The organism is Mesorhizobium sp. M6A.T.Ce.TU.002.03.1.1 (genome assembly GCF_003997275.1).
Lineage (GTDB): Bacteria > Pseudomonadota > Alphaproteobacteria > Rhizobiales > Rhizobiaceae > Mesorhizobium > Mesorhizobium mediterraneum.
On sequence record NZ_RZTI01000018.1, the window covers coordinates 14,214 to 34,049 of the forward strand.

The 19,836-nt window shown below is 62.9% G+C and carries 23 protein-coding genes; 10 read left to right on the forward strand and 13 right to left on the reverse strand.

The genetic code is table 11. The annotated features are described in order from the left end of the window. Nucleotides 1-57: 57 nt before the first annotated feature. From EOC93_RS08290 to hutI, 5 genes are all read right to left on the reverse strand, one after another. Nucleotides 58-645: a HutD family protein gene (locus EOC93_RS08290; RefSeq protein ID WP_127204340.1), complete on the reverse strand. Its 588-nt coding sequence runs from the start codon at nt 643-645 to the stop codon at nt 58-60. 8 nt (nt 646-653) lie between these two features. After that, the gene (gene hutU / locus EOC93_RS08295; RefSeq protein ID WP_095485699.1) at nt 654-2,324 is read right to left on the reverse strand and encodes a urocanate hydratase; all 1,671 of its coding nucleotides are present in this window, start codon (nt 2,322-2,324) and stop codon (nt 654-656) included. Nucleotides 2,325-2,363: 39 nt separating this feature from the next. Then, nucleotides 2,364-3,182 carry an N-formylglutamate deformylase gene (gene hutG / locus EOC93_RS08300; RefSeq protein ID WP_127204341.1) on the reverse strand — a complete coding sequence of 273 codons (819 nt, stop codon included), beginning with the start codon at nt 3,180-3,182 and terminating at the stop codon, nt 2,364-2,366. Between the two features lie 220 nt (nt 3,183-3,402). Beyond that, nucleotides 3,403-4,938, reverse strand: coding sequence for a histidine ammonia-lyase (hutH, locus tag EOC93_RS08310; RefSeq protein WP_127204342.1), 1,536 nt, complete (start codon nt 4,936-4,938; stop codon nt 3,403-3,405). Then, the gene (gene hutI, locus EOC93_RS08315) at nt 4,935-6,170 is read right to left on the reverse strand and encodes an imidazolonepropionase (RefSeq protein WP_127204343.1); all 1,236 of its coding nucleotides are present in this window, start codon (nt 6,168-6,170) and stop codon (nt 4,935-4,937) included. The genes hutH and hutI overlap by 4 nt, the downstream gene beginning before the upstream one ends. 99 nt (nt 6,171-6,269) lie before the next feature. Between hutI and EOC93_RS08320 the strand changes: the two genes are divergently transcribed. Together EOC93_RS08320 and hutC are read left to right on the forward strand one after the other, a co-directional pair. After that, nucleotides 6,270-7,622, forward strand: coding sequence for a formimidoylglutamate deiminase (locus EOC93_RS08320; protein ID WP_127204344.1), 1,353 nt, complete (start codon nt 6,270-6,272; stop codon nt 7,620-7,622). After that, nucleotides 7,619-8,365, forward strand: a complete 747-nt coding sequence (hutC, locus tag EOC93_RS08325) for a histidine utilization repressor (RefSeq protein ID WP_127204345.1) — start codon at nt 7,619-7,621, stop codon at nt 8,363-8,365. Before EOC93_RS08320 ends, hutC begins: the two co-directional genes overlap by 4 nt. A gap of 165 nt (nt 8,366-8,530) precedes the next feature. Here the strand turns inward: hutC and EOC93_RS08330 are convergent, their stop codons facing one another. Then, nucleotides 8,531-8,875, reverse strand: coding sequence for a RidA family protein (locus EOC93_RS08330; RefSeq protein ID WP_095485694.1), 345 nt, complete (start codon nt 8,873-8,875; stop codon nt 8,531-8,533). A 216-nt stretch (nt 8,876-9,091) separates the two neighbouring features. Here EOC93_RS08330 and aztA point away from each other — a divergent pair, with 216 nt between their 5' ends. From aztA to EOC93_RS08350, 4 genes are all read left to right on the forward strand, one after another. Further along, nucleotides 9,092-9,910 carry a zinc ABC transporter ATP-binding protein AztA gene (aztA, locus tag EOC93_RS08335; RefSeq protein WP_127204346.1) on the forward strand — a complete coding sequence of 273 codons (819 nt, stop codon included), beginning with the start codon at nt 9,092-9,094 and terminating at the stop codon, nt 9,908-9,910. Then, a complete protein-coding gene (aztB, locus tag EOC93_RS08340) occupies nt 9,910-10,785 on the forward strand; it encodes a zinc ABC transporter permease AztB (protein WP_126107526.1) in 876 nt (291 codons plus the stop codon). The genes aztA and aztB overlap by 1 nt, the downstream gene beginning before the upstream one ends. Before the next feature lie 22 nt (nt 10,786-10,807). Beyond that, nucleotides 10,808-11,728, forward strand: a complete 921-nt coding sequence (gene aztC, locus EOC93_RS08345) for a zinc ABC transporter substrate-binding protein AztC (RefSeq protein ID WP_127204347.1) — start codon at nt 10,808-10,810, stop codon at nt 11,726-11,728. Between the two features lie 234 nt (nt 11,729-11,962). Continuing rightward, a complete protein-coding gene (locus tag EOC93_RS08350) occupies nt 11,963-12,301 on the forward strand; it encodes a TIGR01244 family sulfur transferase (RefSeq protein ID WP_126106965.1) in 339 nt (112 codons plus the stop codon). On the opposite strand, the gene EOC93_RS08355 is transcribed toward EOC93_RS08350, so the two are convergent. Continuing rightward, complete coding sequence (locus EOC93_RS08355) at nt 12,298-12,765, reverse strand: Lrp/AsnC family transcriptional regulator (protein ID WP_126107527.1); 468 nt, start codon at nt 12,763-12,765, stop codon at nt 12,298-12,300. The genes EOC93_RS08350 and EOC93_RS08355 overlap by 4 nt on opposite strands. A 142-nt stretch (nt 12,766-12,907) precedes the next feature. Between EOC93_RS08355 and hppD the strand changes: the two genes are divergently transcribed. The 3 genes from hppD to EOC93_RS08370 all read left to right on the forward strand — a co-directional run bounded on the left by hppD (nt 12,908) and on the right by EOC93_RS08370 (nt 14,692). Then, on the forward strand, nt 12,908-14,023 hold the full coding sequence (hppD, locus tag EOC93_RS08360) for a 4-hydroxyphenylpyruvate dioxygenase (RefSeq protein WP_126106966.1): 1,116 nt from the start codon (nt 12,908-12,910) through the stop codon (nt 14,021-14,023). Nucleotides 14,024-14,093: 70 nt separating this feature from the next. Then, entirely contained in the window at nt 14,094-14,321 is a 228-nt protein-coding gene (locus tag EOC93_RS08365) for a type II toxin-antitoxin system prevent-host-death family antitoxin (protein ID WP_095485689.1), read from the forward strand. After that, the gene (locus tag EOC93_RS08370) at nt 14,318-14,692 is read left to right on the forward strand and encodes a type II toxin-antitoxin system VapC family toxin (protein WP_095485688.1); all 375 of its coding nucleotides are present in this window, start codon (nt 14,318-14,320) and stop codon (nt 14,690-14,692) included. The genes EOC93_RS08365 and EOC93_RS08370 overlap by 4 nt, the downstream gene beginning before the upstream one ends. On the opposite strand, the gene EOC93_RS08375 is transcribed toward EOC93_RS08370, so the two are convergent. Genes EOC93_RS08375 through hmgA form a run of 6 tightly spaced genes read right to left on the reverse strand, consistent with a single transcriptional unit; the run spans nt 14,693 to nt 19,078 of the window. Continuing rightward, a complete protein-coding gene (locus EOC93_RS08375) occupies nt 14,693-15,232 on the reverse strand; it encodes a DinB family protein (protein WP_127204348.1) in 540 nt (179 codons plus the stop codon). Between the two features lies 1 nt (nt 15,233). Continuing rightward, nucleotides 15,234-15,521, reverse strand: coding sequence for a hypothetical protein (locus tag EOC93_RS08380; protein ID WP_127204349.1), 288 nt, complete (start codon nt 15,519-15,521; stop codon nt 15,234-15,236). A 36-nt stretch (nt 15,522-15,557) separates the two neighbouring features. Then, entirely contained in the window at nt 15,558-15,851 is a 294-nt protein-coding gene (locus EOC93_RS08385; RefSeq protein ID WP_127204350.1) for a hypothetical protein, read from the reverse strand. Nucleotides 15,852-15,855: 4 nt separating this feature from the next. Then, a complete protein-coding gene (locus EOC93_RS08390; RefSeq protein ID WP_127204351.1) occupies nt 15,856-16,869 on the reverse strand; it encodes a fumarylacetoacetate hydrolase family protein in 1,014 nt (337 codons plus the stop codon). Next, nucleotides 16,866-17,768: an MBL fold metallo-hydrolase gene (locus tag EOC93_RS08395; protein WP_127204352.1), complete on the reverse strand. Its 903-nt coding sequence runs from the start codon at nt 17,766-17,768 to the stop codon at nt 16,866-16,868. Before EOC93_RS08395 ends, EOC93_RS08390 begins: the two co-directional genes overlap by 4 nt. After that, nucleotides 17,765-19,078 carry a homogentisate 1,2-dioxygenase gene (gene hmgA / locus EOC93_RS08400; protein WP_127204353.1) on the reverse strand — a complete coding sequence of 438 codons (1,314 nt, stop codon included), beginning with the start codon at nt 19,076-19,078 and terminating at the stop codon, nt 17,765-17,767. Before hmgA ends, EOC93_RS08395 begins: the two co-directional genes overlap by 4 nt. 145 nt (nt 19,079-19,223) lie before the next feature. On the opposite strand from hmgA, the gene EOC93_RS08405 reads away from it, so the two are divergent. Further along, a complete protein-coding gene (locus tag EOC93_RS08405) occupies nt 19,224-19,706 on the forward strand; it encodes a MarR family transcriptional regulator (protein ID WP_126106972.1) in 483 nt (160 codons plus the stop codon). The last annotated feature ends 130 nt before the right edge of the window (nt 19,707-19,836 follow it).

A 19,836-nucleotide genomic window follows, 5' to 3' on the forward strand; every position in this document is an offset into this window, starting at 1 on the left:
TGGACTTGAGCTTACGGTATATTTCGCCGGTGCTGCGATCATGTTTCGAAACAGGCGTTAATCGTTTGCAACAACGCGATCGATGCGGATCACGAACAGCGTCGCCGTTCGGGCAGGCTCCAGGCGCCGTTTCAGGGCGTCCGGACTGAGCAACAGCGTGTCGCGCGGTCCGATGCGGACAGGCGCCGCGCCGGCCATTGTGATCTCGCCGTCAAAACACAGGATGAGGGTCGCATCGGCCGCTGAGTGGATGTCCGTCGGGGCCGAAATCACCACGCGCTCGACAGTGTGGGTCATCCGTCCGCGCCGCGTCATGACGTTGAGATCGGTGATCGGGCCGGCGATCAGCGCCGCTTGCGTCGGTACATCGGCCGGAAAGGAAAGCGGGGCGGAAACCTTGGTCACCGTGGCCGCCGGGCGACCGGCGATATCAAGGATAATCCCCTCACCTTCCAGCACGGCCAAGGTTCGGTCCACTCCGGCAAACGCGGAGAATGGCCCGCCGCTTTCGACGCGCGCCATTGAGACGCGCCAGTCGAAATCATCGAGCGCAGCACCTGCGGGCGAGACGGCGATCTCCGTCGTCACCCCGCCGCCGTTCTTCCAGGGCATAGACCGGTATTCGGCTGCTCGGAGGATGCGCAAGGCGCGGCTCAGCCGAGGATGCCTGGCAGGTTAAGTTGGTGCTCCCTGGCGCAGTCGATGGCGACGTCATAGCCGGCATCGGCGTGGCGCATGACGCCGGTCGCCGGGTCGTTCCACAACACGCGCTCAAGGCGTTTGGCCGCTTCGCGTGTGCCGTCGGCGACGATGACCATGCCGGCATGTTGCGAAAAGCCCATGCCGACGCCGCCGCCATGATGCAGCGACACCCAGGTTGCGCCGGAGGCGGTGTTGAGCAACGCATTGAGCAGCGGCCAGTCGGATACGGCGTCCGAGCCATCCTTCATCGATTCCGTCTCGCGGTTCGGCGAGGCAACCGAGCCGGAATCGAGATGATCGCGGCCAATGACCACCGGCGCCTTGAGCTCGCCCTTCGCCACCATCTCGTTGAAGGCGAGGCCGAGCCGGTGGCGGTCGCCGAGACCGACCCAGCAGATGCGCGCCGGCAGACCCTGGAACGCGATGCGCTCGCGCGCCATGTCGAGCCAGTTGTGCAGATGGGTGTTGCCAGGTGTCAGCTCGCGGACCTTGGCATCGGTCTTGTAGATGTCCTCGGGATCGCCTGAGAGGGCTGCCCAGCGGAACGGGCCGATGCCGCGGCAAAACAGCGGTCGGATGTAGGCCGGCACGAAACCCGGGAAAGCAAAAGCGTTCTCGAGCCCTTCCTCCTTCGCCACCTGACGGATGTTGTTGCCATAGTCGAGCGTCGGCACGCCGGCGTTCCAGAACGCCACCATCGCCTCGACATGCTCGCGCATCGACGCGCGCGCTGCCTTTTCGACCGCCTTCGGGTCGCTGGTGCGCTTCTCGCGCCATTCAGCGAGCGACCAGCCCTTGGGCAGATAGCCGTTGAGCGGATCATGCGCCGACGTCTGGTCGGTGACCAAGTCGGGGCGCACGCCGCGCCGCACCAGTTCCGGCACGATGTCGGCGGTGTTGCCGACCAGGCCGACTGATTTCGCCTCGCCGGCCCTGGTCCAGCGCTCGATCTTTTCCAGCGCCTCGTCGAGCGTGTCGGCGCGTTCGTCGACATAGCGGGTGCGCAGCCTGAAATCGATGCGGTCGGGATCGCATTCGATCGCCAGGCAGCAAGCGCCTGCCATGACCGCGGCCAGCGGCTGGGCGCCGCCCATGCCGCCGAGGCCGCCGGTCAGGATCCATTTGCCCCTAAGATTGCCGCCATAATGCTGGCGGCCGGCCTCGACGAAGGTCTCATAGGTGCCCTGCACGATGCCTTGCGTGCCGATGTAGATCCACGAGCCGGCCGTCATCTGGCCGTACATCATCAGGCCTTTCTTATCGAGCTCGTTGAATTTCTCCCATGTCGCCCAGTGCGGCACGAGGTTCGAATTGGCGATCAGCACGCGAGGCGCATCGGTGTGCGTCCGAAACACGCCGACCGGCTTGCCGGACTGCACCAGGAGCGTCTCGTCATCTCCAAGCGTCTTCAGAGAGGCGACGATGCGATCGAAATCGTTCCAGGTGCGCGCCGCCCGGCCAATGCCTCCATAGACGACCAGTTCGTTGGGGTTTTCGGCGACGTCGGGATCGAGATTGTTCATCAGCATGCGCAACGGCGCTTCCGTCAGCCATGAGCGGGCGTTGAGCTCGCTGCCGCGCGGGCTGCGGACTTCGCGGATGTTGTGGCGAGGATCGGTCATGGCGTCAGTCCCTTTCGAATGAGATGCGGCGTTGCGCGTTCAGCCGTGTGCCCAGACAATCGCGTTTTCGAGGATCTTTTTCAGCGTGACGCGGATCGGCGCGGCAAAATCGGCATCGTAGGATACCGGCCAATTGTCCGGCGCACCCTTGCCTTCGGGCTCGCGCATATAGCCGCGGTTGGACAGTTCCATCTGCAACGCATGAACTCCGTTTTGCGGCTGGCCGAAATGGCGTGTGAGCCAGCCGCCCTTGAAGCGGCCGTTGATGACAAAGGTCTCCCCGGTTTCGGCTAGGATCTGGCCGACCATTGCCTGCAAGGCCGGGTCGGCGCTTTTGCCGTCATTGGTGCCGAGATTGAACACCGGCAGCGTTCCCTCGAACAGGCGTGGCAGCACCGAGCGGATCGAGTGGCAGTCATAGAGGACGATCTTCTGGTGCAAGGCGCGCAGCCTGTCGATCTCGGCCTGCAAGGCGGCATGGTAAGGCACAAAGTATTTTTCGCGGCGCTCATCGACCTCCGATGGTCCCGGCTCTTCCCCGGCGCGATAGAGCGGATCGCCATCGAAGGTCTCGGTCGGGCAGAGACCTGTCGTCGCCTTGCCGGGATAGAGTGAGGCGCCCGACGGGTCGCGATTGACGTCGATGACGGTGCGCGAGATCGCCGTGTGCACCACCGTCGCGCCGAGGCTTTCGGCGAAATCATAGAGCTTGTCGATCCACCAGTCGGCGTCGCGGCGGCCGAGCCAGGGCGACACCAGCCGGTTCTCAAGACCGGCGAGATCGATGCCGGTGTGCGGGATCGAGACCAGCAGGGGTGCCGTGCCCTGAGTGACTGTGAGCCAGGAGGATGACGTCATGAGAGATCTCCGCGGGTTGGAGTTCTACGGCGCCCCCCTCTGTCCTGCCGGACATCTCCCCCACTTGGGGGGAGATTGGCAGCTTTGGCGCCCCGCTCAACCCTGCAACCTTGGCGATTGGCGAAAGCCGGTGTGACATCCGATCTCCCCCCAAGTGGGGGAGATGTCCGGCAGGACAGAGAGGGGCGCGAAGGATCGCGACCTATCGAGGTGTGCGCTCTCATGACGCAATTCCCGGCAGCGCCACCTTGCCCGCCGCCTTCACTGCCGCGCCGCTGCGCACCATGGCGATGGCCTTTTCCATGTCGGGGTGAAAATGCCGGTCATTGTCGAGATGCGGCACCTCAGCCCTGACCAGCCTGCGCACTGCCTCGAGTGCTGCGCTCGACGCCAGCGGTGCATGAAAATCGCAACCTTGCGCGGCGGCCAGCAATTCGATGCCGATGACGGCCGTCGCATTCTCGACCATGCCGATCAGCCGGCGCGCGCCGTGTGCTGCCATCGAGACGTGGTCTTCCTGGTTGGCCGAGGTCGGGATCGAATCGACGCTAGCCGGATAGGCCTTCTGCTTGTTTTCCGAGACGAGTGCTGCCGCCGTCACCTGCGGGATCATGAAGCCGGAATTCAAGCCGGGCTTCGGCGTCAGGAAGGCCGGCATGCCCGACAGTGCCGGATCGACTAGCATGGCGATGCGCCGCTCCGACAGTGAGCCGATCTCGCAGACGGCGAGCGCGATCATGTCGGCGGCGAAGGCCACCGGCTCGGCGTGGAAATTGCCGCCGGATAGCGCTGTGTCGTCCTCGGCGAAGATCAGCGGATTGTCGGTGACGCCGTTAGCCTCGGTGCCCAGCGTCTCGGCGGCCTGGCGCAGGACGCTGAGCGCCGCGCCCATCACCTGCGGTTGGCAGCGCAGGCAATACGGATCTTGCACGCGCTCGTCGCCGAGCCGGTGCGACTCACGGATGGCGCTGCCGGCCATCAGGTTGCGCAGCGCTTCTGCCGTCTCGATCTGGCCAGGATGCTTTCTCAAGAGATGGATGCGTGGATCGAATGGGGCGTCGGAGCCTTTCGCAGCATCGGTCGACAGCGCGCCGGCAACCAGCGCCGATTGATAGAGAACTTCGGCATCGAACAGGGCGGCCAGCGCATAGGCAGTCGAGAACTGCGTGCCGTTGAGCAGCGCCAGGCCTTCCTTGGCGCCGAGTGTCACCGGCTCCAGTCCGTGCGAGACGAAAGCGACCTTGGCCGGGAAGCGGCCATGCGGGGTGAAACACTCGCCGACGCCGATCATGACAGCCGTCATGTGCGACAGCGGCGCGAGATCGCCGGAGGCGCCGACGGAGCCTTGCGCCGGCACCACCGGGATGACGTCGTTGGCCAGCATCGCTTCCAACAGTTCGACAGTCTGCGGCCGCACGCCCGAGGCACCCTGCGCCAGGCTGGCCAGCTTCAGCGCCATCATCAGCCGGCAAACAGCAACCGGCATCGGCTCGCCGACACCGGCGGCATGCGACAGCACGATGTTGCGCTGAAGGGTCTCGAGGTCGGCGGCGGGAATGCGGACGCTGGCCAATTTGCCGAAACCGGTGTTGATGCCATACACCGGCTCACCCCTGGCAACAATGCGCGCCACCGCTTCGGCGCTGGCCTTGATCTTCGGTCGGCAGGCAGCGTCTAGCTTCGGCACGGCGCCACGATAGATTTCGCGCCAGTCGGCCAGGGTTGTGTTGCCCGGCTTGAGTTTGAGTTGGCTCATTGTCCTCTCCAGATGCGGGCATGCAGCGGGTTGAAGCCCATGCGGTAGACGAGCTCGGCCGGGCGCCCAATATCCCAGATCGCCAGGTCGGCCGATTTTCCGACCTCCAGCGTACCGGTTTGTCCGAGAAGTCCGAGCGCGCGGGCGGCCTCACGGGTGACACCGGCCAGGCATTCGTCGACGGTCAGGCCAAATAAAGTCGCCGCCATGTTCATGGTCAGCAGCAGCGAAGTCAGCGGCGAGGTGCCGGGATTGCAATCGGTGGCGACCGCCATCCTGACGCCGTGCTGGCGAAACAGACCGATCGGCGGCTTTTTGGTCTCACGTATGAAATAATAGGCGCCGGGCAGGATCGTCGCCACGGTTCCTACCTTCGCCATCGCCGCCGCACCCGCGTCGTCGGTGTATTCGAGGTGGTCGGCCGACAGGGCGCCATAGCGTGCCGCGAGTTCGGCGCCGTGCAGATTGGACAGCTGGTCGGCATGGAGCTTGACCGGCAGGCCTGCTGCTTTCGCCGCGTCGAACACGCGAGAAATCTGCTCGGGCGAAAAGGCGATGCCTTCGCAAAAGCCGTCGACGGCATCGGCAAAGCCCTCAGCAGCGACCGCCGGCAAAATCTCCTTTGCGACCAGATCGATAAAAGCTTCCTTGTCGCCTTTCGCTTCGGGCGGCAGGGCATGGGCGCCGAGGAAGCTCGTCCTCACCGTTACCGGACGATGTTCGCCCAGGAGCCGCGCGGCGCGCAGCGATTTCTTCTCGTTTTCGAGATCGAGGCCATAGCCCGATTTGATCTCGATGGTGGTGACGCCTTCGGCGATCAGCGCATCGAGGCGCGGCAGCGACTGGGCGACCAGCTCGTCCTCCCTGGCAGCGCGCAGCGCCCTGACCGACGAGACGATGCCGCCGCCTGCCTTGGCGACCTCTTCATATGTGGCGCCGGCCAGACGCATCTCGAATTCGTTGGCGCGGTTGCCGGCATGGACCAGATGGGTGTGGCAATCGATCAGGCCGGGCGTGATCCAGCGGCCTTCGCAATCGACAATCTCGGCGTCTTGGAAAAGTGCTGCCGGCATGTCGGCCTCCGGGCCGGCATAGACGATCAGGCCATCGCGTGCTGCGATCGCGCCGTGTTCGACGATGCCCAGTCCGGTAGCACTTTCAACCATGGTCGCCAGACGCGCATTGCGCCAGAGGCGAACCTCCCCTGCCCGGCTTTTGCTCTCTCCAGCCATGATCTTTTCCGTTTCAATCGATGGCGATTATGTATATACATATTGAAAGGCGCTGCAAGTGCTATGATCATACTGCCAAATGGGATTTTGGAGAAAAACGTGACGGCAATCTTTGCAGAACAGGTGCTTCTGCCCGACGGCTGGCATTCCAATGCCCGGATCATCGTCAGTGATGGCCGCATCGCCACGGTCGAGCCGAACACCACATCTCGGCCCGGCGACGAACGCCATGCCATCCTGCTGCCAGGCATGCCGAACCTGCATAGCCACGCCTTTCAGCGCGGCATGGCCGGCCTTGCCGAGCTGCGTGGCCCTTCAGCCGACAGTTTCTGGAGCTGGCGCGAGGTGATGTATCGTTTCGCGCTGTCGATGACGCCGGATCAGGTCGAGGCGGTCGCCGCGCAGCTCTATGTCGAGATGCTGGAGGCCGGCTTTTCGCGCGTCGGCGAGTTTCACTATCTCCACCACGATCGTGACGGCCAGCCCTATGCCAACATCGCCGAAATGGCCGAACGCATCACTTCCGCTGCTGCTGACACCGGCATTGGGCTGACGCTGCTGCCGGTGTTCTATGCGCATTCCTCTTTCGGCGGCGCTACGCCGGATGAAGGCCAGCGGCGATTCATCAACGATGTGAATCGGTTCTCGCGGCTTGTTGAGAAATGCCGCGAATCCGTTCGCGCCTTGAATCAAGGCGTCGTTGGCGTCGCACCACACAGTCTGCGCGCCGTGACACCGGAAGAATTGGAAAACATCGCGGCAATGGTGCCCGGCGGACCGATCCACATCCATATCGCCGAGCAAGTGAAGGAGGTCGAGGACTGCCTTGCCTGGTCGGGGGCGCGACCGGTCGAATGGCTGCTCGCCAACACCAAGGTCGATGAGCGCTGGTGCCTGATCCATGCCACCCACATGACCGATGCGGAAACGATTGGCATGGCGAAAAGCGGGGCAATCGCCGGTCTCTGCCCAATCACCGAGGCCAATCTCGGCGATGGCACCTTTGCAGCACCCTTATTCAAACGACATGGCGGCCGCTTCGGCATCGGCTCCGATTCCAACGTGCTGATCGGCCTGCCGGACGAATTGCGACAGCTTGAATACTCGCAGCGCCTCGCCCATCACGCCCGCAATGTGCTTGCGGTCGCCGGCGGCTCGACCGGCCGCGCGCTGTTCGATGCAGCGCTCGACGGCGGCAGTGCCGCCCTTGGTGCTGGCCCCTCGCGGATCGCCGCTGGTGCCTCAGCCGATTTCGTCTCGCTCGATGGCAAGCACCCTTCGCTGGCCGGCAAGACGGGCGATGCGCTGCTCGACGCCTGGATCTTCGCCAACGGCGCCAAGGTCGATTGCGCCTGGGTGCATGGCAAGAAACTGGTCAGCGGCGGCAGGCATGCAAGGCGCGATGCCATTGCCGAGCGTTTTCGCAAGGTGATGACGGCGCTTTCGGCATGAGCACAATCGAGGCAGTGGATGTGGACGTTGGCGAGTCTGTCTCGCTGCATCAGCGCATCCTGTCCGACATCAGCGAACGGATCCTGTCCGGCGCCTGGGCGCCCGGCCACCGCATTCCGTTCGAGCACGAGCTGACGGCCGAGTACAAATGTTCGCGCATGACGGTCAACAAGGCGCTGTCGCAGCTTGCCAAGGCCGGGCTGATCGAGCGCCGTCGCCGCTCCGGCAGCTTTGTCCGGCGGCCGCAGTCACAAGCCGCGGTACTGGAAATCCACGATATCAGGATCGAGGTCGAGGCGCTTGGTCTGCCCTATCGTTACGAGCGTGTGGCGCGACATAGAAGGCGCAGCACTACGGAGGATCGCGCGTTGCTGGAGCTCGCTTCCGCCGGACCAGTGCTGGCGCTGGAATGCCGGCATTTCGCCGGCAAGCGGCCGTTCGCCCACGAACAGCGGCTGATCAACCTGGCCGCCGTGGCCGAGGCCGCCGACGAGGAATTTCATGCCATCGCGCCCGGGCCGTGGCTGATTGCCCGCGTGCCGTGGAGTGCCGCCGAGCACCGTATTCGCGCAGTCGCCGCCGACAGGCACATTGCGGCCGCGCTCGACATCGAGCCCGGTGCGCCGTGCCTGGTGGTCGAGCGACGGACATGGAGCGCCGAGCACCCAGTCACCCATGTCCGGTTCACCTATGCGGCCGAGAGCCACGCGCTGGTCGCACGGTTCACGCCCTCGCAGGGCTAGCTTCCCCCTCGAGGGGAGGGTCGCGGAGCAAATGCCGCATGGCGGCACTTTGTGACGCGGGGTGGGGTCGGTGCAACCCACCGACCCCACCCCGTCTCGCAATCTACGCTTCGCTCCGACTACTCGCCGACCCTCCCCTCAAGGGGGAGGGTAAAGCGCTCTGCCTCAAATCGCAGCGGTAACAATGATCTCGACCAGATATTCCGGTCCGGCAAGCTTGGCCTCGCCGGTAGCGCGGGCCGGGGTGTGGCCCTGCGGCACCCACTTGTCCCATTCCGCGTTCATCTCGGCGAACGTGCTCATGTCGGCCAGCCAGATGATCGCCTGCAGGATCTTGGTCTTGTCGGTGCCGGCCTTGGCCAGCAATTCGTCGATGGCCGCCAGAATGTCACGTGTCTGGGCGCCGACGTTTCCGCCCGGCTGGCCGACCTGACCGGCCAGATAGACGGTGTTGCCGTGGATGACGATCTGGCTCATGCGCGGGCCTACATCGATGCGACGAATGCTCATGGGACGTTTCCTTCCTTTGTGGGTCGCGCCTCTTTAGAGTCGCGGTCCGCCGGGGGCAAGGTTGCACGAGCGAATCCTCTTGAGCCAACCGCCAAAGAGCACAGGGCAAATTGCCTCGGTCGCCGCAATTCCGCCCGATTGACTTGTTGACTAATGTAATAACATCACATATCCAATCGCCGCCGCCGTACCAGTCGTGCCCCCACGGATCGTCACATGACCAAAACCTGCCTGACCTTCCGCGACCTGACGCTGGGCTACAACAGCCATCCGGCGATCCATCATCTCGACGGCACGATCCGCCGGGGATCGCTGACCGCCGTCGTCGGCGCCAATGGCTCGGGCAAGTCGACCCTGATGAAGGGTATCGTCGGCGTGTTGAAGCCGATGGCCGGCACGGTTGTCCGCGCGCCCGGCGTGCGCGCCGCCTATCTGCCGCAGCAGTCGGAACTCGACCGCTCCTTTCCGGCCAGGGTTGTCGACCTGGTTTCGCTCGGGCTGTGGCCACGGCGCGGGCTGCTCGGCCGCCATACCAAGGAAGATCGCGATTCGGTCAGCCAGGCGCTCATGGCCGTCGGCCTCGGTGGCTTCGAGAAGCGCCCGATCGACACGCTGTCGGGCGGCCAGCTACAGCGCACGCTGTTTGCCCGCGTTCTGCTGCAGGATGCCGACCTCATCCTGCTGGACGAGCCGTTCAACGCCGTCGACACCAAGACGGTCGGCGATCTGATCGCGATGATCAAGCGCTGGCATGGCGAGGAGCGCACCATCATGGTCGTCGTCCACGATCTGGATCTGGTGCGGCAGAATTTCCCCGAGACGCTGCTGCTGGCACGCCAGCCGATCGCCTGGGGCGAGACCAAGGAAACGCTGCGGCCGGAAAACCTGTTGCGCGCGCGCCGCTTCCACGAGGCCTGGGAGGAGAACGCGCCCTGGTGCGAGCCCGACGACCACAAGCACGGTGGTCACGTTCACGACCCTGGGCACGACCACGGGCACCACCATCATCACGGTTCCGGGCCGAGGGCGGCATGATGGAGACGCTCTACGGTCTTCTCATCGCTCCGTTCGCCGACTTCGCCTTTATGCAGCGCGCGCTTTTCGGGTCGCTGATGCTGTCGCTCGGCGCCTGCCCGGTCGGTGTGTTCCTGATGCTGCGGCGCATGAGCCTTTCCGGCGACGCCATGGCCCACGCTATCCTGCCGGGCGCTGCGGCCGGTTTCCTGTTCTATGGTCTGGAGATCCTGCCGATGACCATCGGCGGCCTGATCGCCGGCATCATCGTCGCACTCGGCGCCGGCGCCGTCTCGCGCTTCACCATCCAGCGCGAGGACGCCTCGATGGCGGCCTTCTACCTGATTTCTCTGGCTATCGGCGTGCTGATGGTGTCGATCCGCGGCTCCAGCGTCGATCTCATGCATGTGCTGTTCGGAACCGTTCTGGCACTCAACAATGAAGCGCTGACACTGATCGGCGGCATCGTCGTGGTCACGCTGGTCAGCCTCGCCATCTTCTGGCGGGCACTGGTCGCCGAATGCCTCGATCCACTGTTCCTGCGCTCAGTCAGCCGGCTGGGCAGCCCGGTGCATTTCATCTTCCTCGGCCTCGTCGTGCTCAATCTTGTCGGCGGCTTCCAGGCGCTCGGCACTTTGCTGTCGGTCGGGCTGATGATGCTGCCTGCAGCCGCCGCCCGCTTCTGGACCATGCGCGTCGAGCCGATGTGCGCGCTGGCGGTGCTGATCGGCTTTGCCTCCTGCGTCGCCGGGCTGCTTCTGTCCTATCACGTGTCGCTGCCTTCCGGCCCGGCGATCATCCTGTCTGCAGGCGTCGTCTATTTCGCCTCGATCCTGTTCGGCACGCGCGGCATCCTGCGCGCCCGTATCATCCATCACCGCCACAGAACCGCCTGATCCCAACGAAGGAGACCCGTCCATGCTGAAATCGATCCGCGCCGCTTTGGCAATGAGCGTTATAACATTAACCGCCTTTGGCGCATCGGCGGCTCTCGCGGAGCCATTGAAAGTGGTCGCCAGCTTCACCATCATCGCCGATTTCGCCAAAAATGTCGGCGGCGACCGCATCAATCTGACCACCATCGTCGGGCCGGATGGCGATGCCCATGTCTACGAGCCGAGCCCGGCGGACGCGGTGGCAATGGCTGGGGCGGACGTGGTGCTGGTCAACGGCCTGCATTTCGAAGGCTTTCTGCAGCGCCTGGTCGACGCCAGCGCCACCAAGGCGACAATCGCCGTTCTGACCAAGGACGTCACGCCGATCAACTTCAAACCCGAATTCGCCGATGCCGACGCCGCTGAAGGTGCAGACACCGATCCACATGCCTTCCAGTCGATCGCCAATGCCAAGATCTATGTGAAGAACATCGCCGATGCCTTCTGCACGGCCGACGCTGAGGGTTGCGACAGCTACAAGGCCAATGCCGCCGCATACACAGCGAAGCTTGATGCGGTCGAAGGCGAAGTTAAGGCGGCAATCCAGTCGATCCCGGAAGAGAAGCGCGTCGTCATCACCTCGCATGACGCCTTCGGCTATTTCGAGATGGCCTATGGCCTCACTTTCCTGGCTCCCGAAGGGGTCTCGACCGAATCGGAGCCCTCAGCCGCCGACGTCGCCAAGCTGGTCAGCCAGGTGAAGCAGGATAAGGCGGCGGCAGTCTTCATCGAGAACATCACCAACGCACGGCTGATCGAGCAGATCGCCAGCGAGACCGGCATCAAGGTGGGCGGCACGCTCTATTCGGACGCGCTGTCGCAACCCGACGGCCCGGCCTCGACCTATATCGACCTGATGCACAACAACATCGCCCAGATCAAAGGCGCGATCCTCGGAAGCTGAGCGGTCGACGCCGTTCGCTCGGTGGGGCTTGCGCACGTGCGGGCAACAAAGTGCTACAGCGTCCTTTGCGCATCCAAAGGACGCACGGCGCCTTAGGTAGCCCGGCTGGATTTCCCGCATGAGAATGTCTATCTGCGCAGAGGGATTTCTTTCTGCGCGGATTGCCGCCCAGGCCTGGGAGCGGCAAGACTCCGCCCCTGGCCAGCAGGCATCGAACATTGCGAGGACGCCATCATGGAATATCGTCAGATCAGCGAGGACTATTCGGTCTCCGGCCAGATCCAACCCGAAGAAGTCGCCGCCATCAAGGCCGCCGGCTTCAAGAGCGTCATCTGCAACAGACCTGATGACGAGCAGCCCGGCCAGCCTTCGGCGGACAGTGTCAAGGCGGCGGTCGAAGCCGCCGGGCTCGCTTTCCGCTACATCCCGGTCATCAGCGGCCAGATCACGCATGAGAATGTCGAGGATCAAGCCGAGGCGCTCGACGAACTCGAAGGCCCGATCTTCGCCTATTGCCGTTCCGGCGCACGCTGCACCAACCTTTATGGGCTGATCCAGCAATCGAAGGGTTAAATCGGCAGCGCGCCGGTTTCCTTCAGCGTTTCGAGCACGATCGCCGTCTTCACATGCTGCACGGATTCGTGCGGCAGAAGCACGCCGTTGACGAATTCTGACAGCGACTTCAGGTCCGGCGTCACCACTTTCAGGATGTAGTCCATCTCGCCGGTCAGCGCGTGCGCCTCCTGCACCTCCGGCAGCCGCGCCACCAATTCGCCGAACCGCTGTGCATTGTCGCGGTTGTGGGTGGCAAGCGTCACCGAGATGACGTTGACCAGCGAGAAGCCGAGCTTGTCGCGGTCGAGCAAAGCCCTGTAGCCCCTGATATAGCCGTCCTCCTCCAGCCTCTGGCGGCGGCGCGAACATTGCGACGCCGACAGGTTCACCCGTTCCGATAGATCGTTGTTAGTCAGCCGCGCGTCGCTCTGCAGTAGAGCCATTATCTTGCGGTCAAACTGATCAACGCGCGCGTCATCCATAAAGTTTCCTTCGATCATGCACAATTCCCGCATAATCTGATCATTTCAAGCGTTTGAATGCAAGCACCATGCAGCTGCTCCGCGCTATAATAGCGCCGAAATGGCCTTTCCGGCCACGCCAAGCTTTTTGGAGGACAATGCCATGGGTCCCTTCCCGCACGATGCACCGCCCGCAAAGATCAGCAAGGCCAACCCCGCCGGCACAGACGGCTTCGAATTCGTCGAGTTCGCCCATTCTGAGCCGGAAAAGCTCGCCGAGCTTTTTACCCGCATGGGTTACGTGCCGGTGGCCAAGCACCGCAGAAAGAAAATCACCGTCTGGCGGCAGGGCGACATCAACTATGTCGTCAATGCCGAGTCCGGCTCGCATGCAATGAAGTTCGCCGACAAGCACGGCCCCTGCGCGGCCTCGATGGCCTGGCGAGTGGTCGATGCCAAGCATGCGTTCGACCACGCCATTGCCAAAGGCGCCACCCCCTATGAGGGCACCGACAAGGCGCTCGACGTGCCGGCAATCGTCGGCATCGGCGGTTCGCTGCTCTATTTCATCGAGGTCTATGGCGAGAAGGGCTCGGCCTATGATGCCGAGTTCAACTGGCTGGGCGCGCGCGACCCGAAGCCGGAAGGCGTCGGCTTCTATTATCTCGACCACCTCACCCACAATGTCTATCGCGGCAACATGGACAAATGGTGGGACTTCTACCGCGACCTGTTCGGCTTCAAGCAGATCCATTTCTTCGACATCGACGGCAAGATCACCGGGCTGGTCAGCCGCGCCATCACCTCGCCCTGCGGCAAGATCCGCATCCCGCTCAACGAATCCAAGGACGAGACCAGCCAGATCGCCGAATATCTGAAGAAGTATAATGGCGAAGGCATCCAGCACATCGCCGTCGGCACGGACGAGATCTACGGCGCCACCGACAGGCTGGCCGCCAACGGGCTAAAATTCATGCCCGGTCCGCCGGAAACCTATTATGATATGTCCCATGCCCGCGTGCACGGCCATGACGAGCCGATCGAGCGCATGAAAAAGCACGGCATCCTGATCGATGGCGAAGGCGTGGTCGATGGCGGCACGACCAAGATCCTGCTGCAGATCTTTTCAAAAACCGTGATCGGCCCGATCTTCTTCGAATTCATCCAGAGGAAGGGCGACGAAGGTTTTGGCGAAGGCAATTTCCGCGCTTTGTTCGAATCGATCGAGCAGGACCAGATCAAGCGCGGTGTGATCAAGGTGGACGGCAAGGCGGCGTAGCCAGTTCGGCCGAGGGTGCCTTGTGATTTGATCAGTTATGACCTAAATTCTGGTCATAAGAGGTCTGACCATGAATGTTCCGATGGCAAAAGCAAAGGCCCAACTCTCCGAGTTGGTGAAACGCGCCCAGGCCGGCGAAGAGATCCATCTGACGCGGCATGGAGAGGTGGTGGCGACCTTGAGCGCGCCCGCCCGGGCTGGCGGGAGCAAGGGCCTTTTTGGGGCCCTGAAAGGCCAAATTCGGATATCGGATGATTTTGATGAACTCGGTCCCGAATGGGACGAGTACACTAAATGAGCCACCAATATCTGGTGGATACTCATATTCTGCTTTGGGTACTCAACGCAGACTCACGCCTTTCGGACCACCATCGCGACATCTTTCTTGCGGGCGAGGATGTGGTCGTCAGCGCCGTCTCGGTAGCAGAGATCGCCATCAAGAAATCGCTCGGCAAAGTCACGCTGACAGGCAACATAGTGGAAATCTTGCGATCGAACGGCATTCCGATCCTCAGTGTGAATGAACTACACGCGGCGAGGCTTGAGCATTTGCCGCTCCATCACCGCGATCCTTTCGACCGTCTGCTCATCGCGCAGGCTCAAATTGAAGGCCTGACGTTGGTCACTGCGGATCGGCATTTTTCAGCCTATGACGTTGCTTTGGTTTGATCATTCCAGGTTCAGCCGCTCGACCTCCGCTTTCCGCAGCTTCAGATCATAGTCGAGGAAGAACTCGTCGAGCTGCGGCGGCTTCACCGACGTGCCGGACAGCATTGCGTGCACCTGGCCGCGATGATGGATATCGTGGATGAAGAGGTGGGCGAGCAGGTCACCGATGCGCTCCGGTATTTTTCCGTCCTCGCGCCGGTCGGTGATGACGCGCCGCTCGAGATCGTCCGGCGACAGACGGTCGCAAAAAGCGATCAGCCGCCGGTCGGCCGCCGCTTGGGCGGTAAACAGCGCTTGTGGTTCATCGAACGGCGCGAAATCGTCATGGGCCGCGGCGCCAACGCCACCCTCTTCGAGAAAATCGAGATAGAGATGATCGACCGCCAGGATGTGGTTGAGCGTCGCCTTGATCGAAGGGAAGAAGCTGGTTCGCTCGGCTTCGAATTCACCGGGCTGAAGCTGCAGCACAGCGCGATAGAGCCGGTCGTTCGACCAGAGATTGTTGCGCGCCATGCGGCGGAGATAGTCGAGCAGGTCCACGTCACACACCAGTCCAGGCAACCAAATTCACGGCGATACCGATAGCACCTATGGCTAGCAGACGAGCGATCATACCACGGCGCAGCGCCTGCGTTTCAACATCGCTCGCAACGTCCCGATTTATAGCGACGTTAACAAGCTTCGGCAGCCGCGCCACGCTACTGAAGTTACGCAGTCTTTCAGATCGATCCTCGATCTGCCGGCAGAGCCGGATCGCCGAAATCAAAAGCCAGGCAGTAACGATGCTGCAAATTCCCACGAACCAAAGGTAAGTAGCGGTGTAAGGCATCTTGGGTCCCCCCGCGTTTGGAACGATTAAGCTAGATCACTCCACTGACTGGACCAAGGACACGCCCGCCCACAGAAGCGCAAATCCGGCGAGAACGATCAGCAGAAGCCGGTTCATGCGCCGCCGCATGGCTTGCGTTTCCTGATCCCGCGCGACGTTCATGTTGGTGACGGTGTGGAACATCATCGCGTTGCGCGGAAAGCCGCTGCGGTTGGTCAGGTCGGGGGAGCGCGCCTCGATGCGATAGCTCAGCCGGATCGCGTGGATGAAGATCGCCAGCATGACCAGGGCCCAGACACCGCACAGCATATAGAAAGACGTGCCTGTCATTGTCCTAGCTCTCGTATTTCTCGACCTTCTGCTCGATCGCGCCGAAGATCGAATGGCCGGCCTTGTCCTTCATCTCGATGCGCACAGTGTCGCCAAAGCGAAGGAATGGCGTTTTCGGCGCGCCAGCCTCGATGGTCTCGATCATACGCAACTCGGCAATGCAGGAATAGCCGGCGCCCCTTGCCGAGACAGGCTTGCCCGGGCCGCTGTCGAGCTTGTTGGAGACGGTGCCAGAACCGATGATCGTGCCGGCGGCCAGCGGCCGGGTTTTCGCGGCATGTGCAATCAGCGCCGGAAAATCGAAGGTCATGTCCACACCGGCGTTCGCCCGGCCAAACGGCTTGCCGTTGAGATCGACCAGCAGCGGCAGGCTGACCTTGCCGCCATCCCAGGCCTCGCCCAGTTCGTCCGGCGTCACCGCGACGGGCGAAAAAGCCGAGGACGGTTTCGACTGGAAGAAGCCGAAGCCCTTGGCAAGCTCTGGCGCGGTAAGGGAGCGCAGCGTGACGTCATTGACCAGCATGACCAGCCGGATCGCCGCCCGCGTCTCATCCAGGCTTGCCCCCACCGGAACATCATCGACGACGACGGCGACCTCCCCTTCCATGTCGACGCCAAAAGCCTCGTCGGTCGCCCGGATCGGATCACGCGGCGCGATGAAACTGTCGGAACCACCCTGATAGATCAGCGGATCGGTCCAGAAGCTTGCCGGCATCTCGGCGCCACGCGCCTTCCGCACCAACTCGACATGATTCACATAGGCCGAGCCATCCGCCCATTGATAGGCGCGCGGCAACGGCGACTGGGCGTCATGCTCGTGAAAGCGCGCTGACGGCACCGCATTGTTCTCCAGCGATTCCGCCATGGCGGCCAGATGCGGCGCGATCCGGCTCCAGTCGTCGAGTGCCGCCTGCAGCGTCGGCACCAGAAACGAGGCATCGGTGAACCGCGTCAGGTCGCGCGAGACGACGACCAACTTTCCGTCACGCGATCCGTCCTTCAATGTGGCAAGCTTCATGCGGTTTCCTCTCCTGGTACAGTTTTCTCGCTGCTTAAGCCCACAACAAGGCCGTCACGGGCAATCGTCAAGTCGCCAGCCCATGTTTTCCTGACAGCGGCGACCCAATCGGCTTCGCCGATCTCGGGGTCGTCAGCCGGAATGAGGTGATTGAGCACAAGCCTCTTCACTCCGGCATCGCTGGCGATGCGTCCAGCCTCCTCGGCGAAGCTGTGGCTCGCAAGCAGATGTTCTCTCAGCCGTGCGCCGTTGCCGGTCCGAGCAACCAACCGCTCGATGCCTTCTTCCAGCATGGCTTCGTGGACGAGGATGGCGGCGCCTCTGGCGAAATCGGCCAATGGCGGAAAGAATGCCGTATCGGCGGAGAACACCACGCTTTGTCCGGCATGCTCGAAGCGCAATGCAAAGCAGTCGGTCACCGGCGGATGGTCGACGCGCAGCGCTGAAACCTTCAGGCCGCGCTCCTCCATCACCCGGCCTTCGCCGAATTCGACGATCGAAACGATGTCTGCGATATTGGGCCGGCCTTCGTCGACGATGCGGATCTCGATGTCGAATTCCATCGCCTGGCAAAAGCGCTGCCAGTAGTGGCCGGTGCCGGGCGGGCCGAACACAGTGACCGGTGTCGCCAGACCCGCCGTCCAAGCGGTGTGGATCAGCGGACCGAGTTCCAGCACATGGTCGGAATGCAGATGCGTGATGAAGATCAGGTCCAGCGTCTTCAAGCTGGAGCCGGCGTCGGCCAGCCCACGCGTCACGCCAAGCCCACAATCGACGACGATGTTGCGGCCGCCGATCTCCAGCAGCGACGAACTCGGCCACGGCCCACCCGGCCGGAGCGCCGGGCCGCCCTTCGAGCCCAGCAGCACCAGCCGATCCCGCGTCGGATCAGCGCTCAAGACCAGTCGCCCTCGGGCGTGCCGTTGAAGCGCTTCTTCAGATCGGCCCAGCAGTCGATGTAATTCTCCTGCCGGGTTTCAACCTCGGCGGCGTAGCGGGTCAGCATCTGCGGGAATCGGGTCTCGAACATGAAGGCCATGGTGTTGTCGAGCTTGACTGGTTTCAGCTCGGCACGCGAGGCCTTTTCGAAGCCAGGCGCGTCGGGCCCGTGGGCCAGCATCAGATTGTGCAGGCTGATGCCGCCTGGAACGAAGCCCTCCTCCTTAGCGTCGTACTGGCCGTGGATCAGGCCCATGAACTCGCTCATGATGTTGCGGTGATACCAGGGCGGGCGGAACGTGTTTTCGGCGACCAGCCAGCGCGGCGGGAAGATGACGAAGTCGATGTTGGCGGTGCCCTCCTCGCCGCTCGGCGCGGTCAGCACCGTGAAGATCGACGGATCGGGATGGTCGAACAGGATCGCGCCGACCGGCGAAAACGTTGCAAGATCATACTTATAGGGCGAATAATTGCCGTGCCACGCCACCACATCCAGCGGCGAATGATCGAGTTCGGTGACATGAAACTGCCCGCACCATTTCACGATCAGCCGGCAGGGCGTTTCCTTCTCCTCGAACCAGGCGCAAGGCGTCTTGAAATCGCGCGGATTGGCCAGGCAATTGGCGCCGATCGGGCCACGATCCGGCAGCGTCAGCTTGGCGCCGTAATTCTCGCAGACATAGCCGCGCACTGTTTCATCGACCAGTTCGACCTTGAACACGAGGCCGCGCGGCAGCACCGCGATCTCGCCCGGTCGCAATTCGATGACGCCCATCTCGGTAACGAGGCGTAGGCTGCCGATCTGCGGCACGACCAGCAACTCACCATCGGCGTTGAAGAAATGATCGTCGACCATCGAACGGTTGGCAACATAGACATGGGCGGCCATGCCGGTCTGGCCGAGCACGTCGCCGGCGGTGGTGATGCTGCGCATGCCGGCGATGAAGTCGGTCGGCTCCTTCGGCATCGGCACCGGATTCCAGCGATATTGACCAAGCGCCAGCTCGTGATCGCCGAGATTGGGCGCGCTCTTCCACAGCGGATAACTCGCCGGCTTGAAGCGGCCGGTGTGCCTGACGCTCGGCCTGATGCGATAGAGCCAGGAACGCTCATTGGTGCCGCGCGGAGCGGTGAAGGGCGAGCCGGACAATTGCTCGGCATAAAGGCCGTAGGCCGGTCGCTGCGGCGAATTCCGCCCTTGCGGCAGCGAACCTGGCAGGGTTTCGGTTTCGAAGTCGTTGCCGAACCCCGGCATGTAGGAAAAGGCCATGGTTTCCTCCCGAATCCACAGTGCCAGAGCGGCCTTTGCGCGTCCACGAGGACGCGCGGCCGCTCTGGATTGACCAAACTGGTTTCATTTGTAACCATTGAAAATGTAACCATCAACTGACTTAAGAGATGCGGCGACTGCGAAAATGACAACCAAGCGCGAGATCTCTAACGAACCGGAAATCCTCGAACTTGAAAGCTTCCTGCCCTACCGGCTCTATCGCCTTGCCGACGCCGTCAGCCGCGAATTCTCCAGGATTTACAAAGATCGCCACGGCTTGACGCGGCCCGAATGGCGCACGCTGGCCGGGCTCGGACAGCACGGGACCATGACCGCGACAGCGCTCGGTGAGCAGTCGGCCATGCACAAGACCAAGGTTTCGCGCGCCGTCGCCGAGCTTGAACGGCGGCGGTGGCTGACTCGCACACCTGATGAAAAAGACCGCCGGATCGAGCATCTGATGCTGACCAAGGCCGGCCATGCCGCCTATCGCGAAATGGTGCCGCTGGCGAAGGCATTCGAGCTGGAATTGCTGACGAGGCTAAGCACGGAGGAACGGGCGGCGGTTGTCAGCGGGGTGGCAGCACTGGAGGGGGCGTTGGGCGAGGATAGGCCACCAAACCGTTGATACGCGGGACAGCGCCCCCCTCTGTCCTGCCGGACATCTCCCCCACTTGGGGGGAGATCGGCAGTTTCGTCTTCGCCGCCTCTCTTCCAACGTAGGTGATTGGCGAAGGCAGACGCGACCTCCAATCTCC

Bases quoted from the DNA above. Each gene is read 5' to 3' on its own strand.
- EOC93_RS08350 (WP_126106965.1), top strand. From the start codon at position 11,963: ATGGAATATCGTCAGATCAGCGAGGACTATTCGGTCTCCGGCCAGATC.
- hutC (WP_127204345.1), top strand. From the start codon at position 7,619: ATGAGCACAATCGAGGCAGTGGATGTGGACGTTGGCGAGTCTGTCTCG.
- hutG (WP_127204341.1), bottom strand. From the start codon at position 3,182: ATGACGTCATCCTCCTGGCTCACAGTCACTCAGGGCACGGCACCCCTG.
- aztB (WP_126107526.1), top strand. From the start codon at position 9,910: ATGGAGACGCTCTACGGTCTTCTCATCGCTCCGTTCGCCGACTTCGCC.
- EOC93_RS08385 (WP_127204350.1), bottom strand. From the start codon at position 15,851: ATGACAGGCACGTCTTTCTATATGCTGTGCGGTGTCTGGGCCCTGGTC.
- hmgA (WP_127204353.1), bottom strand. From the start codon at position 19,078: ATGGCCTTTTCCTACATGCCGGGGTTCGGCAACGACTTCGAAACCGAA.
- hppD (WP_126106966.1), top strand. From the start codon at position 12,908: ATGGGTCCCTTCCCGCACGATGCACCGCCCGCAAAGATCAGCAAGGCC.
- hutH (WP_127204342.1), bottom strand. From the start codon at position 4,938: ATGAGCCAACTCAAACTCAAGCCGGGCAACACAACCCTGGCCGACTGG.
- hutU (WP_095485699.1), bottom strand. From the start codon at position 2,324: ATGACCGATCCTCGCCACAACATCCGCGAAGTCCGCAGCCCGCGCGGC.
- EOC93_RS08355 (WP_126107527.1), bottom strand. From the start codon at position 12,765: ATGGATGACGCGCGCGTTGATCAGTTTGACCGCAAGATAATGGCTCTA.
- EOC93_RS08330 (WP_095485694.1), bottom strand. From the start codon at position 8,875: ATGAGCATTCGTCGCATCGATGTAGGCCCGCGCATGAGCCAGATCGTC.
- EOC93_RS08390 (WP_127204351.1), bottom strand. From the start codon at position 16,869: ATGAAGCTTGCCACATTGAAGGACGGATCGCGTGACGGAAAGTTGGTC.
- EOC93_RS08380 (WP_127204349.1), bottom strand. From the start codon at position 15,521: ATGCCTTACACCGCTACTTACCTTTGGTTCGTGGGAATTTGCAGCATC.
- EOC93_RS08365 (WP_095485689.1), top strand. From the start codon at position 14,094: ATGAATGTTCCGATGGCAAAAGCAAAGGCCCAACTCTCCGAGTTGGTG.
- EOC93_RS08370 (WP_095485688.1), top strand. From the start codon at position 14,318: ATGAGCCACCAATATCTGGTGGATACTCATATTCTGCTTTGGGTACTC.
- hutI (WP_127204343.1), bottom strand. From the start codon at position 6,170: ATGGCTGGAGAGAGCAAAAGCCGGGCAGGGGAGGTTCGCCTCTGGCGC.
- aztA (WP_127204346.1), top strand. From the start codon at position 9,092: ATGACCAAAACCTGCCTGACCTTCCGCGACCTGACGCTGGGCTACAAC.
- EOC93_RS08405 (WP_126106972.1), top strand. From the start codon at position 19,224: ATGACAACCAAGCGCGAGATCTCTAACGAACCGGAAATCCTCGAACTT.
- aztC (WP_127204347.1), top strand. From the start codon at position 10,808: ATGCTGAAATCGATCCGCGCCGCTTTGGCAATGAGCGTTATAACATTA.